This is a genomic window from Pseudomonas sp. SMN5 (genome assembly GCF_052041925.1).
In the GTDB taxonomy this organism is placed as follows: Bacteria; Pseudomonadota; Gammaproteobacteria; order Pseudomonadales; family Pseudomonadaceae; genus Aquipseudomonas.
The window spans coordinates 134,119-148,978 of the sequence record NZ_JBKGGX010000003.1; the positions used below are offsets into that span (position 1 = coordinate 134,119).

At 61.5% G+C, this 14,860-nt stretch carries 13 protein-coding genes; 9 read left to right on the top strand and 4 right to left on the bottom strand.

Going from position 1 to position 14,860, the window contains the following annotated elements:
- The first annotated feature begins 10 nt into the window (after positions 1–10).
- Genes ACLEJR_RS03975 through ACLEJR_RS03985 form a run of 3 tightly spaced genes read left to right on the top strand, consistent with a single transcriptional unit; the run spans position 11 to position 2,927 of the window.
- A complete protein-coding gene (locus ACLEJR_RS03975; RefSeq protein WP_440812277.1) occupies positions 11–895 on the top strand; it encodes a DUF6625 family protein in 885 nt (294 codons plus the stop codon).
- Positions 892–2,046: a glycosyltransferase gene (locus ACLEJR_RS03980; RefSeq protein ID WP_440812279.1), complete on the top strand. Its 1,155-nt coding sequence runs from the start codon at positions 892–894 to the stop codon at positions 2,044–2,046. Before ACLEJR_RS03975 ends, ACLEJR_RS03980 begins: the two co-directional genes overlap by 4 nt.
- Positions 2,043–2,927: a glycosyltransferase gene (locus tag ACLEJR_RS03985; RefSeq protein WP_440797041.1), complete on the top strand. Its 885-nt coding sequence runs from the start codon at positions 2,043–2,045 to the stop codon at positions 2,925–2,927. Before ACLEJR_RS03980 ends, ACLEJR_RS03985 begins: the two co-directional genes overlap by 4 nt.
- 75 nt (positions 2,928–3,002) lie before the next feature.
- On the opposite strand, the gene ACLEJR_RS03990 is transcribed toward ACLEJR_RS03985, so the two are convergent.
- Positions 3,003–4,859 carry an O-antigen ligase family protein gene (locus ACLEJR_RS03990; protein WP_440812508.1) on the bottom strand — a complete coding sequence of 619 codons (1,857 nt, stop codon included), beginning with the start codon at positions 4,857–4,859 and terminating at the stop codon, positions 3,003–3,005.
- Positions 4,860–5,014: 155 nt separating this feature from the next.
- Here ACLEJR_RS03990 and msbA point away from each other — a divergent pair, with 155 nt between their 5' ends.
- From msbA to ACLEJR_RS04020, 6 genes are all read left to right on the top strand, one after another.
- Positions 5,015–6,817: a lipid A export permease/ATP-binding protein MsbA gene (msbA, locus tag ACLEJR_RS03995; protein WP_440797042.1), complete on the top strand. Its 1,803-nt coding sequence runs from the start codon at positions 5,015–5,017 to the stop codon at positions 6,815–6,817.
- 181 nt (positions 6,818–6,998) lie between these two features.
- Positions 6,999–7,568, top strand: a complete 570-nt coding sequence (gene cysC / locus ACLEJR_RS04000) for an adenylyl-sulfate kinase (protein WP_440812510.1) — start codon at positions 6,999–7,001, stop codon at positions 7,566–7,568.
- 100 nt (positions 7,569–7,668) lie between these two features.
- Entirely contained in the window at positions 7,669–9,090 is a 1,422-nt protein-coding gene (gene hldE, locus ACLEJR_RS04005) for a bifunctional D-glycero-beta-D-manno-heptose-7-phosphate kinase/D-glycero-beta-D-manno-heptose 1-phosphate adenylyltransferase HldE (protein WP_440797044.1), read from the top strand.
- 104 nt (positions 9,091–9,194) lie between these two features.
- On the top strand, positions 9,195–10,169 hold the full coding sequence (locus tag ACLEJR_RS04010; RefSeq protein WP_440797046.1) for a glycosyltransferase family protein: 975 nt from the start codon (positions 9,195–9,197) through the stop codon (positions 10,167–10,169).
- A gap of 5 nt (positions 10,170–10,174) precedes the next feature.
- A complete protein-coding gene (locus tag ACLEJR_RS04015; RefSeq protein WP_440797048.1) occupies positions 10,175–10,876 on the top strand; it encodes a hypothetical protein in 702 nt (233 codons plus the stop codon).
- A 70-nt stretch (positions 10,877–10,946) separates the two neighbouring features.
- Positions 10,947–11,753, top strand: a complete 807-nt coding sequence (locus ACLEJR_RS04020) for a hypothetical protein (protein WP_440812281.1) — start codon at positions 10,947–10,949, stop codon at positions 11,751–11,753.
- A 2-nt stretch (positions 11,754–11,755) separates the two neighbouring features.
- Here the strand turns inward: ACLEJR_RS04020 and ACLEJR_RS04025 are convergent, their stop codons facing one another.
- From ACLEJR_RS04025 to ACLEJR_RS04035, 3 genes are read right to left on the bottom strand one after another with little or no spacing between them, the layout of a single operon-like run.
- Positions 11,756–12,721, bottom strand: coding sequence for a metal ABC transporter ATPase (locus ACLEJR_RS04025; protein WP_440812284.1), 966 nt, complete (start codon positions 12,719–12,721; stop codon positions 11,756–11,758).
- Positions 12,722–12,754: 33 nt separating this feature from the next.
- The gene (locus ACLEJR_RS04030) at positions 12,755–13,567 is read right to left on the bottom strand and encodes an aldo/keto reductase (RefSeq protein WP_440812287.1); all 813 of its coding nucleotides are present in this window, start codon (positions 13,565–13,567) and stop codon (positions 12,755–12,757) included.
- Entirely contained in the window at positions 13,564–14,739 is a 1,176-nt protein-coding gene (locus ACLEJR_RS04035) for an NAD(P)/FAD-dependent oxidoreductase (RefSeq protein ID WP_440812289.1), read from the bottom strand. Before ACLEJR_RS04035 ends, ACLEJR_RS04030 begins: the two co-directional genes overlap by 4 nt.
- Positions 14,740–14,860: the final 121 nt, after the last annotated feature.

A 14,860-nucleotide genomic window follows, 5' to 3' on the forward strand; every position in this document is an offset into this window, starting at 1 on the left:
TGAGCTTGTCTTGATCAATCCTTGTCCGCGTATTGTTTTCGTCATTCCGTATTTCGGACGTTGGCCTTTCTGGATGCCGCTTTTTCTGGAAAGCTGTCGGCATAACCCCGATATTGATTGGTTGCTACTGAGTGACTGCGGGATTCCGGAAAATCTGCCGGCTAACGTAACCATCGAAACCACCACGTTCGAGGCGTACTGCCAGCTGGTTTCCCGGCGGCTGGATATCGAGTTCAAGCCGGCGCAGGCGTACAAGCTGTGCGACATCAAGCCGGCCCTCGGGTACATTCATGCCGACCGCCTGGAAGGCTATGATTTCTGGGCCTTTGGCGATATTGATGTGGTGTACGGTAATCTCCGGCAATATTTCACCGCCGAGCGCCTCGCCCGTCGCGACCTGTTTTCAACCCATGAACGCCGCGTTGCCGGGCATCTGTGCCTGATCCGCAATACCGTCGCCGGCCGTGAAGTTTTCAAGCGGATCAACAACTGGCAAGAACGTTTTATCGATGACCGGCACCTTGCCCTGGATGAAGGGGCGTTCAGCCGGATTTTCCTGTGGCGCAAGAACTTTCCCGATCCGCTGTTTAACCTGGTCGGTAAGTTCAATCCGTGGCGTCGCCGCAGCGAGTTCACCGAAGCCTTCAGTACGCCGGGTGGCTGCATAAAATGGCATGACGGTTCGCAGCAGTTCCCCCTTCGCTGGTACTGGCGCAATGGCCGCCTGACCAATGATCGGGATGGGGGGCGTACGTTCCCGTATTTTCATTTCGTATGCTGGAAGCGCAACGAATGGTCGGCATTGCCGGAGCCAGATCCTGTCGGGATACAGCGACTGGCGACAACGTCAGCCTGGGTGATCGATGGGACAGGTTTCCACCAGGGAGAATTATGAGCCAGCGGTTCAAAGTGCTGCAGCTGCAGCCGGACTACAACGTCAAGCAACACGACTTCGCCGACCTGGCGGAGCAGATCGTCAAGGCGCTGCCCGGCGAGCGTTACGAGGTAACGGCAGCTTTCCTGCGAGGTCGTCCGGGTCCTGGCGAGGCGGTAAGCCGGGCCGATCATTCGGTTTACTTCGAGTTTTCCGACAAGGCGTTGAAGGGCCTGCGGCTTCGCGCGATGTGGCAGCTGTACCAGTTCTGCCGCAGGGAAAAGTTCGATGTGGTCGTGTGCAATCGCTTCAAGCCCGTCAACATGATGCTGCAGCTCAATCGGTGGCTGAAGATTCCGCTGTGCATCGGCATTTCCCATGGGTTCGGTGAATATGACCGGTTCTACCGTCGCCGCCAGACCGAGCGGCAGGTGGATCGGCACTGGCGATTTGTCGGTGTTTCGCCAGCGGTCAAACAGTACCTGCTGGATTGTCGTTGCGGTTTTACCGACGCCAACACTTATGCCATCACCAACGCCATTGATATCGAGCAGGCTGAAGCCTTGCAGCATCCGCGCGAGCGGGCTCGTGAAATGCTGGGTATCGACCCTTCGGTCAGGCTGGTCGGCGCCCTGGGCCGCTTGGTGCCGGTCAAGGGACATACTTATCTGCTTGAGGCTTTTGCCGCGCTCAAGGATAAATATCCCTCGGTACAATTGGCGATCATTGGCGCCGGCCGCGAAGAATCACGATTGGCGGCGCAGATCGAGCAACTGGGCCTGAACGGCCGGGCGCACCTGCTGGGCTTCAAGGAAAACGCCCTGCAGTATGTACGGGCGTTCGACATCTGGACCATGCCATCGCTGGCCGAGGGCCTGGGGTTGGCGCTGCTGGAAGGCATGAGCGGGCATCTGCCGGTGATCGCGTCTGACGTACCGGCCATGTTGCCATTGATCCAAGGGGCTGGAGGCCTGGCGGTAAAGCCGGCCGATGTGCCAGGCCTGACGAAGGCGCTCGACACCTACCTGGGGCTTTCGGATGCCGAGCTCAAGACGTGTGGCGAGCGTGCCTATCGTTACCTGGTCGAGCAGCACGACATCGACGTGTTCCGCCGCCAATACCTCGAGTTGATCGAGACCGGCCTGGATCAAGCCCGTAAGGAGCAGCCATGAGCGCCGCGCAGCCCGTTGTCACCGTGATCATCGCGTCCTATAACCATGGCCGCTACATCGAAGAGTGCATCCTCAGCGTGCTGGGACAGACCTATCCGAACATCGAACTGTTGGTGATCGATGACGGCTCCACCGACGACAGTGTCGAGCGGATCCAGCGTTTGCAGGCCGCACACGGCTTCGACTTTCGCGTCCAGCAGAACCAGGGGCTGACCAATACGCTGAATGACGCGATTGCCCGCTCCAGCGGCAGCCTGATCGTGCCGTTCGGTTCGGATGACATCATGCTGCCCGAGCGGATCGCCGTTCAGGTGGCGTACATGGACGGCAAGCCCGAAGTCGGAATCTGCGCGGGCAATATCGAACTGATCGATGCCGACGGGAACCTTTATCCCGAGAGTCGCCAGCGTCGGGATGTGCCTTTCCGGCGGCTTGATTTCGAAGACATGTTCATGGAGCGCAAACCCTATCCACCGGCACCGACATTGATGATCCGTCGCGAGGCGCTGGAGAAGGTCGGGGGGTTCGATCCACAGATTCGCCTGGAAGACCTGTTGATCGAACTGAAAGTGACCCGAGCCGGTTATTTTATCGACGGGTTGAGTGTATTGATGGCGCGTTACCGCAAGCACGCGACCAACTCCTACAAGAACCATCGGTTCATGACCGACAGTATTCTGCGTACCTACGCGTTGTTCAGCGACCATCCGCTTTATGACAAGGTGCGTTACAAGTTCCTCAATTCCATGTTCCTGAAAACCTCGAATCGCGACCATGCGTTCGCGCGCGAGCTGCTGGCCCAGATTCCCTTCAGGGCCTGGAACAAGAAAACCTGGCGGGGCCTTGGGCGTCTGTTTTTCTGTCCATTGGAAAAGCACTGAGTCGCGCCCCCGCAGAGCCGTGCGCGTGGGGGCCGCCGCTACACTATTGAGCGGCGGTCCTCGGTAGGCGCGTCATCATGCCTGGGCTGGGCTGCTTCCCGACAGGATGCGCTTTTGCAGGTCATCGACTGCGGGTTTCGAGGCAATCGTGGCGTAGCCATCGAGCAGCGCGTCCAGGTGCTGCTCAAACAGCCATCCGTAGTCTTCCTTGTAGCGACGCATGTGGCGCAGGTTGCGCTGGCGAAGCGCGAGCCTGAGCGAAGACGGATAAACGTACATGTCCGCGATATCGATCAGGCCGAACTCACCGTTATCCAGCACCAGGACATTGCCCATGTGCAGGGAACGGAAGTACACGCCGCGCTCATGCAATTGCGCCAGGAATCTGCCGAAGCCCCGTACAAGAGCATGGCGTTGCGCGGGCGCGGATGCGCCTTGCAGCGCCTGGCGCAGGGTCATTCCTGGCAAAGGAACGTAGTGCACGGCGCTGCTGCCATCTTTCAAATGGTACAGGGCGAGTATCGTCGGGCTCTGGATGCCCAGGTTTCGCAGCAGCAGGCTATTGACGGCAAAGCGCTCGGAATAAGGATTGAAGCCGCCCGAGGTGTACCAGCGGCGCGCCCGGAACAGTTTGAGGAAGTCGCCCCCGGACAGGCGCAGGACCTTTGGGCCGAGCCCGTCGGATTCGATCACTTGAGCGCCCGCCGAGAGGGTTTCCAGGGCTTGCGGCGTCAGTTGCTCCACAGGGATATTCAGCAGGCGCCTGGCGCGGTAATTGATGCTCAAGGCAGCGATCAGGGCCAGTGGAATCCACAACAGGAACCAATGCTCCTTTGGCCGGGACAGGATGCCTCCGCCTTCCGTGAGCGCTGCGCTCATGCCGTATATCAACCAGGTCGAGGCCACGACCAGCAAGGGATGGACCCGGTAACGCCAACCGCTCGACAAGGCCCAGGCCTGCATGAAGAGCCAAGGCACCAACCCTACGATGCCGACGTAATACAAGACGCCAAGGGCAAAGTTGTGGGGTTCGGACAGCATATAGCCCACGCCTGGATCAACCTGCAGGTCCGCCCCGTAGCCATGACCGATCCATGGATGCTGGGCGATTTTCTGCAGCACGATCTGCCAGATTTCGAAGCGGTATGAGTCTCCGCGGGCGAAGATTGTCTCGCTGAACAAAACGCTTACGATGATTGCGCCCATGACCATCAGCCCGTACAGGACAAGCGAGCGACGATTCCAGCAAAGGATACCGACCCAGAGGATGGCGGCCACCAATGCGACCAGCGGTGTCCTGGAGCCGGTAGCGACGATCGCTGTGAACATGACCAGGGTGGCAGGCACGGATAGCCAGAGAATGTGGCGGTTCTTCCAGAGCATGCCCAGGCTGATCCAGTAGGCGCAAAAGAACCCGTAGAGGTGGGAGGCGAGCAGCGGGTTGTCCAGGGCGCCGGTGCCGATCAGGCGCATGCCTGGTTCATACGTGCGGGCAAACAGGTACAAGTTATACAGCGTGGCGATCAGGGCTACGGTTGCGGCACCGAACAACACGGGGTGAAGCAGGTCGCCACGGTAGCGCACCAGCAAGTAACACCCGGCGAACAACAGTGTGGTATGCAATGCGGTCTTGAATGGGCGTGCGATGCCCTCGATCTCGGGGGTCCACGTCAGACTGATCAACGCCCAGCCCGCGAACACCAAAAGCGCGACGAAAATCGGTTCGCGGACCAGTTCCTTCAGCGTACCCGGCCTGATGCACAGGGCTATCAGGGTCGGAATGCTGAACAGGCCATAGAATAATTTATGGTGCTGGCTGCGCCCCGGCAGGAAGAACAAGGCGCACAGAAGTAGCAGGAAGCCAAGCGGAAGAATCCACAGGCAGATGAAATCGAAAACCCTATGGGGCGTGGTGTAGCGCTTGGATAGCATGCTCAGGAATTCATTTCTGGAATCGAGTGGACCATTCACGGTGATGGCTATGGCGTATTTTGGCAGCGGCATAACAATAACAGCCTTACCGGTTTGCCAGAACACCGAAGAAGCTGTGTTAAAGTCAGCGACCTTTTTATCGACATTCGCGTGATATGGCCGACTCCCGTCTTGCTGCAAGCCCTTCGAGCTTGAAAATCTATTTCCGCCTGCTCGGCTACGTGAAGCCCTACATCGGCTTGTTCGGGCTGAGCATCGTCGGTTTCCTGATTTTCGCTTCTACCCAGCCGATGCTCGGCTACATTCTCAAGTACTTCGTCGATGGCCTCTCCAACCCGAACGCGGTGCTGTTCCCGTCGGTGCCTTACCTGCGCGACCTGCAATTATTGCAGGCCGTACCGCTGCTGATCATCCTGATCGCTGCCTGGCAGGGGTTGGGCTCGTACCTGGGCAATTATTTCCTGGCCAAGGTTTCGCTGGGACTGGTGCACGATCTGCGGGTGCAGTTGTTCAACAACCTGCTGACCTTGCCCAACCGTTATTTCGACAAGCACAACTCCGGTCACCTGATTTCCCGGATTACCTTCAACGTGACGATGGTAACGGGCGCTGCAACGGACGCGATCAAGGTCGTGATCCGCGAGGGCATGACGGTCATCTTCCTGTTCGCCTCGCTGCTGGTCATGAATTGGCGCCTGACCCTGGTGATGGTGGCGATCCTGCCATTGATCGCAGTCATGGTCCGCACCGCCAGCAAGAAATTTCGCAAGCAGAGCAAGAAAATCCAGGTCGCGATGGGGGATGTGACGCATGTGGCCTCCGAGACCATCCAGAGCTATCGCGTGGTGCGCAGCTTCGGCGGCGAGGTGTATGAGCAGAAGCGCTTTCTCGAGGCCAGCCACAGCAATACCGATAAACAATTGCGCATGACGCGTACCGGGGCGATCTACACGCCTTTATTGCAATTGGTGATCTACAGCGCCATGGCCACGTTGATGTTCCTGGTGCTGTTTCTGCGCGGGGATGCTTCGGCGGGCGATCTGGTGGCCTACATCACCCTGGCCGGTCTGCTGCCCAAGCCCATCCGTCAGTTGTCCGAAGTCAGTTCCACCATTCAGAAAGGTGTGGCGGGTGCGGAAAGTATTTTCGAGCAACTGGATGTCACACCGGAGACCGACACCGGCACCGTCGAGCGTCAGGCCGTCAGCGGGCGCCTGGACGTGCGCCATCTGAGCTTCACCTACCCGGATACTGACCGGCAGGTGCTTGACGATATCAGTTTCTCGGTCGAGCCCGGCCAGATGGTTGCGCTTGTGGGACGCTCGGGCAGCGGCAAGTCCACCCTGGCGAACCTGATCCCGCGTTTCTATCACCACCATGACGGCGAAATCCTGCTCGATGGCGTTGAAATCGAGCAGTACAAACTGTTGAACCTGCGTCGTCATATCGCCCAGGTGACTCAGCACGTGACACTGTTCAGTGACACGGTCGCCAACAACATCGCCTACGGCGACCTGGCGGGAGCGCCGCGTGCCGATATCGAGAAGGCGGCCCAGGACGCCTATGCCATGGACTTCATCAGGCAATTGCCCCAGGGCCTGGACACCCAGGTCGGTGAAAACGGCGTGCTGTTGTCCGGTGGGCAGCGTCAACGCCTCGCCATCGCCAGGGCCCTGTTGAAAAACGCCCCGTTGTTGATTCTCGATGAGGCCACATCGGCCCTGGATACCGAGTCCGAGCGGCACATCCAAGCCGCGCTGGATCAGGTCATGAAAGGCCGCACCACCCTGGTGATTGCCCACCGGTTGTCGACCATCGAGAAGGCCGATCTGATCCTGGTGATGGATCAGGGCCGCATCGTCGAGCGCGGCACTCACGGCGAACTGCTGGCGCAGAACGGCTACTATGCACGCCTGAACGCCATGGGACTGGACGCTCCGGCGCAAGACATGGCCTGAAGCGCAGCTGGCCCTCGGCAGTTGGCTTTCGTTTGAACCGAGCCCGGCAGCGCGCAGCGGTGTTGGTAGGGGAAACTATGCTAGGGGTGGGGCCGCCGAACGATCCGGCGGGTGTCCTCGTGCGACAAGGAGATGCTCGGCTGTGGATGACACCTCAAAGGTATTCAAGCAACCGGCGCAGATAAGCCTGCATGCGCCAGTTGTCACGCCTCGGGACCGGGCCGCCATCAAAGCCCAGCGCCCTCGCTGCATCTGGCTGACCGGGCTTTCGGGCGCGGGAAAGTCGACCTTGGCCAATGCCCTGGAAGTGCAGCTCAACCGGCAGGGCTTGCACACCTCGTTGCTGGACGGTGACAACTTGCGCCAGGGGCTGTGCCGGGGGCTGGGCATGGACGCCGAGTCGCGCAAGGAAAATATCCGGCGCATCGCCGAGGTGGCGCGCCTGATGGTCGATGCGGGGCTGATCGTGATTGTCGCTGCGATCTCGCCGTTTCGCGCAGATCGGGACGCGGCCCGGCAGTTATTCCCTCAAGGCGGCTTCCTGGAAGTCTACGTGAGCACACCGTTCGAGGTCTGTGCAGAGCGCGACCCCAAGGGGCTGTACCGCGAAGCCCGCGCCGGGCGGATCAAGCACTTCACCGGGCTCGACAGCCCTTACGAAGCGCCGCTCGAACCGGACTGCGCAATCAATACCGCCGAGGTGGAGCTGGCCCAGGCCTGCGAGCGGCTGTTGGCATTGCTGCAGAGCTGATCGAGCACGCATACCGCTATCGCATTGCAGCCACGGATAAGCCTTCGTCCAACCCTGTGCTAATATCGCGCCCCTGTTCATTTTGTATGTGGGATGCTCCATGAAGTTGTCCATGCCGCGATTCGATCAAGCCCCTGTTCTGGTGGTCGGCGATGTCATGCTCGACCGCTATTGGCATGGCGGTACCTCACGGATTTCCCCTGAGGCCCCGGTTCCGGTGGTCAAGGTCGAGCACATCGAGGATCGTCCCGGCGGTGCCGCCAACGTTGCCCTGAACATCGCCGCTCTCGGCGCCCCGGCGTCCCTGGTAGGCGTGACCGGTGACGACGAGGCCGCCGACAGCTTGTCCAACAGTCTCAAGGGCGCGGGCGTGAGGGCAATCTTCCAGCGCATCGCGCACCAGCCGACCATCGTCAAGCTGCGGGTCATGAGCCGTCACCAGCAACTGTTGCGGATCGACTTCGAAGAGCCTTTCGCCACCGATCCCCTGGCCCTCGGTGCGGATGTCGACAACCTGCTTGAAGGCATCAAGGTGCTGGTATTGTCGGATTACGGCAAAGGCGCCTTGAAGAACCACCAGGCGTTGATCCAGGCGGCCCGTGCCCGCAATATTCCGGTCCTGGCGGACCCCAAGGGCAAGGATTTTTCCATCTACCGTGGCGCCAGCCTGATCACCCCGAACCTCAGTGAATTCGAAACCATCGTCGGCGGTTGCGCCGATGAGCACGAGCTGGTGAGCAAGGGCGCGCAACTGATGCAAGAGCTCGACCTGGGTGCACTGCTGGTCACCCGTGGCGAGCACGGCATGACGTTGCTGCGTCCCGATCATCCTGCCTTGCACCTGCCGGCCCGTGCCCGCGAAGTGTTCGACGTGACCGGCGCCGGCGACACCGTGATTTCGACCCTGGCCGCCGCCATCGCTGCCGGCGAGGAACTGCCCCACGCGGTCGCCCTGGCAAATCTGGCGGCGGGCATCGTGGTCGGCAAGCTGGGTACGGCGGCCATCAGCGCCCCCGAACTGCGTCGCGCCATCCAGCGCGAGGAAGGTTCCGAGCGCGGCGTGCTGGGCCTGGAGCAACTGTTGCTGGCGGTTGACGACGCCCGTGCCCACAACGAGAAAATCGTGTTTACCAATGGCTGCTTCGACATCCTGCATGCCGGCCATGTGACCTATCTGGAACAGGCCCGAGCCCAGGGCGATCGTTTGATCGTCGCGGTCAACGACGACGCCTCGGTGAGCCGTCTCAAGGGCCCGGGCCGTCCGATCAACAGCGTGGACCGGCGCATGGCCGTCCTGGCCGGCCTTGGCGCGGTGGATTGGGTGATCAGCTTCAGCGAAGGCACGCCGGAAAACCTGCTGCGCCAGGTCAGGCCCGATGTACTGGTCAAGGGCGGCGACTACGGGATCGATCAAGTCGTGGGGGCGGATATTGTCACGGCCTACGGTGGCACGGTGAAAGTGCTGGGCCTGGTGGAAAACAGCTCGACCACTGCCATTGTCGAGAAGATTCGCAGTCGTTGAGTTAAATCAGGCTTCACTTCGCAGGTGCGAGACAAGCGCCTCCCGCGCAGGACGACGGATCCGTCCATCGCTTCTACCCTATTCGTTTCGTGGTCGACTAGTTTATGAAAGTCATGCTCCTGGTGATGGATGAACAGCGTGTAATCCTTGACCGCCTCTACGAGGTGGCGCGGGATAATTGCGATGACTGTGTCATCTACCGCTTGAGTAAACAGCAACAAATGAACCTCGGCCCGTTCCTGGCATCGGTCAATTACCAGGACTTCGATCGCGTGGTGATTTTCTCGCGGGTCAAGCGCCTGGTTCGGCAACTGAACGTATTGAAGTGCATCCCGGGCCTGATTTTCCTGGAGCATGACGCGTATCAGAACTACATGCGCGAAAGTAAGTACATAGGCGTCTACTCGCGCTTGTATCGTCGCTTGCCCAGTTCTCGGGCATTGGTATCGGGGGCGGTGGTCGCTCGCCGGATGCAGGCCGAGGGCATCGATGCGGTGTTCGTTTCCAAAGGATATGACGAGCAGATGCTGCATAACACCGGCGCTGTTCGGGACATCCCCGTCGGCTTCCTGGGAAGCCTCAAGAGTACCGAATACGCCTTGCGCAAAGCACTGCTCGAGTCCTTGGCGCGGCGTACCGGCATGCTGGTGACGCGCACCGAGTCGGGGCGCGAATACCTGGAAACCCTCAATCGCATCAAGATCTTCGTCAGCGCCGACCTCGGCATGGGCGAGTTCATGATCAAGAATTTCGAGGCCATGGCCTGCGGATGTGTGCTGCTGGCCTGGAGCCAGGGCGAAGAGGACAAGTTGCTGGGTTTCGAGGACATGGAAAACGTGGTTTTCTACCACGACGAGGACGAAGCGGTGCAGAAGCTGGAGCTGCTGCAACGTGAGCCGGAACTGGCGGCGCGGATCGCCAGCAATGGCCAGGCCTTCGCCGAGAGCCGGTATTCGTTCGCTCGTGTCGGGCGGGACCTGGCCGCTGAAATCCAGCGCCAGATGCGCCCCTGGCAGCCGCCCTCGGCGCTCATCCGCTGGTGGGTCAAGCTTCGCTATGGCATGCAGGTGCCGGGGTAGACGACATGGACGAGCGAGTGGCGCAATCAGGCGAAATGGCCCTGGATCGGCTGCCTGGCGGCGATCAATCGGTAGTGGACGCCATCCCGCAGGCCTTGAAGGATTGCCTGGGCAAGGCTTCGCGGGTGTTGCTGGTGGCGAACAATCCGGCCATTACGGCGGCGGATTTCCAGGCGCTGGATATCGGTCGGGATGATGTGGTGGTGACGTTCAACACCTGCGTGAAGTCGGCGCTGCTCAACGGGCAGAGCGTCAACGTATTCGTGCACGGCTTCAACGCACCGGATGGATATTTCTTCGGCCTGCCGTACAAGCCCGAGGTGCAGCGACTGTTCGAACAGCCTGAGGCGCGCTGCTTCACGATGCTGGTGGGATGCACGGCGCCCATGTCACCGCTGCCGGGCGTCACCCTGTATCGCGAACGCATTCCGCTGCCTGCGTTGTGGAATTACCCGGTCGACCGGCCTGGCGGCAAGCGCTATGTCGGCCCTTCGACGGGCTTCAACGCGCTGGTGGTCTTCGACTGGTTGCGCGGCCACGCGGGCTATTCCTATCGGCTGATGACCCTGGGTTTCTCCAACGAAGCGGGAAAGCTATGGGGCGGACACGCCTGGGATTATGAGCGGCAATGGTTGCTGGAGGCCGACGTGACGGTGGTGCCATTACAACCCAGCCGTTGGTGGCAGCGCTGGTTTCGTCGGCGCTGAGCCAAGTGGCCGCGGGCGCATCGACTGGCGGAGCGTCGCAGGTCTTTTTTTTTCTACAGGGGCAGCACGCGTGTTGAAAGTTGCGGTGGCATTCTTCGGTATCCCGAGAAACTCGGAAATCTGCTTTCCTTCCATCCAGGAAAACGTTCTGGCGCAGATTCCCGCAGGCAGCGACGTACGGTGCTTCTATCACCTGTACAAGATCGACGGGATCAACAATCCGCGTTCCGGCGAGCAAGGCGAGCTGAAAGCCGACAACTATGCGCCGTTCAGCACCATGACCGGCCAGCTCGATTCCACCGAGGGGATTCTAGAGCGCTGGGATTTCGAGCGGGTCAAGGCGCTGGGCGATACCTGGGCGGACGGGCACGCGTCGCTGCGAAATCTGATCTACCAGCTCAACTCCCTGTACACCGTCACGGCGATGATGGAGCCGTTCGATCCGGACTTCGTCGTGTTCGTCCGCCCCGACAACTGCTACCACACCGCACTGCCGACGTATGTGTTCGCGCACCCCGATGCCCGCCGGATGAATGCCTACATTCCGGACTGGCAATGGTGGGGCGGCTTGAATGACCGGTTCGCGATCTGCGGGCGTGATGCCTACCAGGCTTATGGCCGGCGGATCGAACGCATTTTCGACTTCTGCCAGGCCACCGGCAGGAAGCTGCACTCCGAGCGGTTGCTCAAATACGCCTTGCAGCAGGCGCGTGTCAGGGTCTGTACCCTGCCGACCACCGCCTCGCGGGTGCGAATCAATGGCGAGTTTGCCGAGGAGTCGTTCTCGCCCAAGCGCGGCATGGGCAAGCGCGAGAACCGCTACTTCCACCTGTTCGCCCGCTGGCGCACCTACCTCGATAAGCGCCGGTCTGCCTGAGCCTATTTTTGCAGCGTCCCACGGACCATGCGCATCAGGCCCAGGGCTTTTTTGCGCAGCCGGGTCAGGCCCTGGCGGCGGGACGGCGGCATCTCCAGGCCCTGCTGTACCATCCAGTCCTTCCAACGGATACGTTCTTCGCGAACTACCCAGCCTTCCTGGCTGGCGAAGCTTTCGGCTAGGTGCAGGCCGCGGGTGCTGGCCGGGATCAACTGATCGCGCTTGACGGTATACAACTCGCCCGTCGGCTTGCCGTCCTTGAGTGGCATCAGGTAGAGGTCCGGGCGCTTGCGATCCAGGCGCGCCACCAACTGATCGCCCTCCAGGCGCTCATCCACATGAAACAGGCTCAGTGACTTGGCTTCCTTGGGCACGTCCAGGCGCAAGTCATAGATCAATTGCAGCGATGCCGTCGGTAGATGCACGTAGGCCCGTGGTCGCTCGATCAACTGCAGGTTGCCCGTGCGCACCGGGCGGGCCGAACCCGACAATGGCGTGAGGCGAAACGGCAGGGCTTCGCGATAGTGCAGGGCGGCGGCGTAGGGTGCCGGCAGCCAGGTGTCGTTGAATCGTCCGCCGAGCCAGCCTTCGGGGGTTTCCAGCAGGCATTCCTCGGCGATCTCACTGATGGCGGTGAGCAGCGGCAGGTTCAGCTCATGGGCCGGGACGTAGCCGGAAATCAACTTGAGCACCACGTCGCCGCGATCCTGGCGCCGCTGGCGCACCAGCACCCAATAGTCGCGGTTCTGCCAATGCAGGGTCAGGCGCACCGACACGCCCAGGTTCGCCAGCTCAAGGGAAAAGCGCTCGGCATCGGCCACCGTGACCGGGCGTCGACGCTGTAGGGTCTGGGAAAAATTCAGCGGCATCCCGACACTTTGGTAGGTGAGCCCTTCGGGAGTCGCTTCGACGAGCAGGGGCAGGGTCTTGAAGTTGCTGGGGTTCTTCCTGATGAGCGTACGCGGCATGTCGACTCCTTCTTCATGCCGCGTCAGGCGGCGTCAGTTGTCACGCAGGACCTTGGCTACGGTCGCGACGTTATGGGCGAGGTGCAGCGGATTGATGGTGCCGACAATAGCACTGGCGACGCCGGGATGTTCAAACAACAGTTCGAAGCTGGCGCGCACCGGGTCTACTCCCGGGCTCAGGCAGACATGACCGCTGGCGAGGGCTTTCTTCACCAGGATCGCTTTGCCGTGCCCGGCTGCGTAGTCAATGACAGCCTTCTCGTTTCGTTCGTTCAGATTGTAGGTGACCATCGCGCAATCGCCTTGCTCAAGCGCTTTCAGGCCACCGTCGACGGTCTTGCCGGAAAAACCGAAGCCGCCGATCTTGCCCTCGCGCTTGAGCGCCGCCAGGGTCGGGTAAACCTCGCTGTCGTTGAGGATCGCCAGGTCGTTGCCGTCGGAGTGCACCAGCACCAGGTCGATGCAGTCGGTTTCCAGGCGCTTGAGGCTGCGTTCCACCGAGAATCGGGTATGGGCGGCGCTGAAGTCATGGCGCGACTGGCCGTCGCTGAACTCTTCGCCGACCTTGCTGACGATCACCCAGTCCTGGCGTTGGCCGCGCAACAACGGGCCGAGGCGTTCTTCGCTCAGGCCGTAGGCCGGTGCCGTGTCGATCAGGTTGATGCCCAAGTCGCGTGCCAGCTTGAGCAGCATGCGCGCTTCGTCGTCATCGGGAATCCGAAAACCGTTGGGGTATTTGACGCCCTGGTCGCGGCCGAGCTTGACGGTGCCCAGGCCGAGGGGAGAGACCTGCGGGCCATTCAGGCCCAGGGGGCGATAGAATTCGTGCAGGGTCGGCTGGCTCATGGCAGCAGTTGCTCCCAGGGCGTCATGCCCATCGGCGGCTTCGGCAGCTCGGGCAACGGCGCCGGGTGGCGTGGTTGGATGCCATCGCGTTGCAGCGCGTTGATCACCCGGTCGGCGAAATCCGGGGCCAGGGCCAGTTTGGTCGGCCAGCCCACCAGCAGGCGGTCCTGTTCGGCGAGGAAGGCGTTGTCCGGGCGGGTCAGGCCCGACTGCAAGGGCTCGGCGCGATCAACCCGCAGGGTGGCCCATCGCGCGGTGCTGAGGTCGATCCACGGCAGCAACTGGCTGAGTTCTTTTTGCGCGGCGGCAATCTGCGCGGCCGGCTCGCGAGCCACGGCGTCGCCTTCGGCGAGGTCGCCACCCAGGTACCAGACCCACTGACCATCGGCGGCCGGATGGGTGGTCACGGTGACCCGCGGCTTGGGGCCGCCGCCCAGGCAGTGGGCATACAGCGGCTTGAGGCTCGGGCCCTTGACCAGGACCATGTGCAGTGGCCGACGCTGCATGGCCGGCTGGTCCAGGCCCAGGGCCTTGAGCAGCTCGGCGGTGCCGCCGCCGGCACTGAGGACGATGCGTTGGGCGCGGATCTCGCGCTCATCCACCTTCAGGCCCACCAGTTCTCCGTTTTCATGCAGCGGTTCGATGTGCTGCCCGGCCAGCAGGCTGTCGCCGGCCAGTTCCGCCAGGCGGGCGATCAGGCTGGGGACGTCCACCACCAGCTCGGCGAGGCGATAGACCTTGCCCTTGAAGCGTTTGTCTTGCAGGGCCGGTGGCAGTTGTTCGCCCTTGACCTGATCGACCCGCCCGCGCACGGCCTTGCTGGCGAAGAAGCTGGTGAGATTGCCCGCCAAGGTGCCCGGGGACCAGAGGTAATGGGCATCGGACAGCATGCGCACGCCGGACAGGTCCAGCTCACCGTCGCCCTTCAAGGCTTCGCGCCAGCGCCGGGGCATGTCGGCAATCGCTTCCGAGGCGCCGGTCAGGGCGCCGTGCAAGGCATATTTGGCGCCACCGTGGATGATGCCCTGGGATTTGACGCTCTGCCCGCCGCCGAGGCTGGCGCTTTCCACCAGCACGGTCGAAAAACCCTGGCGACGCAGGCGTGCATTGAGCCAGAGGCCGGCGACTCCGGCGCCGACAATCAGAACGTCGGTGGAAATAACGGATGGCATGCAGCGACCTCAGTGTTCAAGACGAGGGCGCAGTATACAGACTCGATGCCATTGGGATTTGTTGAGAATCAACATCCCGGGCGGGCATTCCTGAGGCGAGGGAGCTTGCTTGTGGCGAGGG

Coding starts and splice junctions, on each gene's coding strand:
- ACLEJR_RS03980 (WP_440812279.1), top strand. CDS start 892: ATGAGCCAGCGGTTCAAAGTGCTGCAGCTGCAGCCGGACTACAACGTC.
- ACLEJR_RS03985 (WP_440797041.1), top strand. CDS start 2,043: ATGAGCGCCGCGCAGCCCGTTGTCACCGTGATCATCGCGTCCTATAAC.
- ACLEJR_RS03990 (WP_440812508.1), bottom strand. CDS start 4,859: ATGCTATCCAAGCGCTACACCACGCCCCATAGGGTTTTCGATTTCATC.
- msbA (WP_440797042.1), top strand. CDS start 5,015: ATGGCCGACTCCCGTCTTGCTGCAAGCCCTTCGAGCTTGAAAATCTAT.
- hldE (WP_440797044.1), top strand. CDS start 7,669: ATGAAGTTGTCCATGCCGCGATTCGATCAAGCCCCTGTTCTGGTGGTC.
- ACLEJR_RS04010 (WP_440797046.1), top strand. CDS start 9,195: ATGAAAGTCATGCTCCTGGTGATGGATGAACAGCGTGTAATCCTTGAC.
- ACLEJR_RS04015 (WP_440797048.1), top strand. CDS start 10,175: ATGGACGAGCGAGTGGCGCAATCAGGCGAAATGGCCCTGGATCGGCTG.
- ACLEJR_RS04025 (WP_440812284.1), bottom strand. CDS start 12,721: ATGCCGCGTACGCTCATCAGGAAGAACCCCAGCAACTTCAAGACCCTG.
- ACLEJR_RS04030 (WP_440812287.1), bottom strand. CDS start 13,567: ATGAGCCAGCCGACCCTGCACGAATTCTATCGCCCCCTGGGCCTGAAT.
- ACLEJR_RS04035 (WP_440812289.1), bottom strand. CDS start 14,739: ATGCCATCCGTTATTTCCACCGACGTTCTGATTGTCGGCGCCGGAGTC.